Genomic DNA, 1,300 nt, shown 5'->3' with positions numbered 1-1,300 from the left:
AGGGTGGGTAAAGACCGGGTACATCCTTTACGTTTGAGACCGGGGACATGGTTTACAGGTATCAATATTGGTCAGGAGGTACTGACCATGCCCTGGAATCAAGAGTCCCCGATGGATCAGCGAGTGAAATTAGTCAGTGACTGGCTCAGCGGCAGCTACACCAAAAGCCAATTGAGCCGGCGTTACGGCGTCAGCCGCCCAACCGTCGATAAATGGCTGGATCGGTATGCAGCGCTCGGCGTGGACGGCTTGAAAGAGCAATCCCGCAAGCCTTTGAACTGCCCTCATCAAACCTCGGATGAAATCATCGCCACATTGCTGGCCAAGAAAAACGAACATCCCGATCGAGGTCCGAAACAGATCATTGATCGCCTGCGAAAGTCCGATCCACAGATTCCATGGCCGGCCGCGAGCACTGCTGGGGAATGGTTGAAGAAGGCAGGTTTGGTAGTTGCGCGGCGCCCTTATCCTTTGCGCACGCGTGCCCCGACGCATTTACGTCCAGTCGATGAGCCCAACCAGACCTGGTGTGCCGACTTCAAAGGGCAGTTCAGGATGCAGGACGGCAATTGGTGCTATCCGCTGACCATTACCGATCAGATGAGCCGCTATCTGCTGCTCTGCCGGGCGCTGCCCGGCACGCACAGTGAGCCGACGCGACAGGGATTCGAATGGGCTTTTCGGGAGTTTGGGTTGCCGGACGTAATCCGCACCGATAATGGAGCACCTTTTGCGTCGACAGGTTTAGCGCGGCTGTCGAAGTTGTCCGTCTGGTTCATCAGGCATGGCATTCATATTGAAACGATTACACCTGGCCGCCCTGACCAAAATGGTCGGCACGAACGGATGCATCGCACCCTCAAAGCAGCGGTACTGCGAATACCTGCGGAAAATCTCGTACGCCAGCAGCTGGCCTTTGAAGAGTTCGTCCAGGACTTCAACCATGATCGACCACATACCGCACTGGGCATGAAGCCGCCGGCTTCCGTCTACAGACCTTCGTTGCGCCCGTATCCGGGCTACTTGCCTGCGGTCGAATACGGCCCTGATGTTGAGGTACGCAAGGTTCGCTCGAACGGCGAGTTCAAGTGGAAGGGGCAACGAATGTTTTTGGGTGAGGCGCTGATCGGCGAGGACATCGCACTGAAGGAAGTGGCTGATGACGTGTGGGAGTTGTACCTTTGCAACTTCTGTTTAGGCAGGCTTGAACACGGTGCCAAGCGCGTATCAAGCCTTCAAAAGGTGTAAACGATGTCCCCGGTCTAATGTGTAAAGGATGTACCGGTCTCTACAGTGAGGG

Annotated in this window: 1 protein-coding gene; it reads left to right on the top strand. The window is 55.8% G+C overall.

Translation table 11 applies throughout. The features are described 5' to 3' along the window. Positions 1–87: 87 nt before the first annotated feature. Entirely contained in the window at positions 88–1,248 is a 1,161-nt protein-coding gene (locus AC07NR_RS29080) for an integrase core domain-containing protein (RefSeq protein ID WP_495080000.1), read from the top strand. Positions 1,249–1,300 lie beyond the last annotated feature (52 nt).

This window comes from Pseudomonas sp. GW821-FHT09C09, from assembly GCF_059418105.1.
The sequence above is the reverse complement of the archived record's forward strand: the minus strand, read 5'-3'. Positions and strand labels throughout refer to the sequence as shown.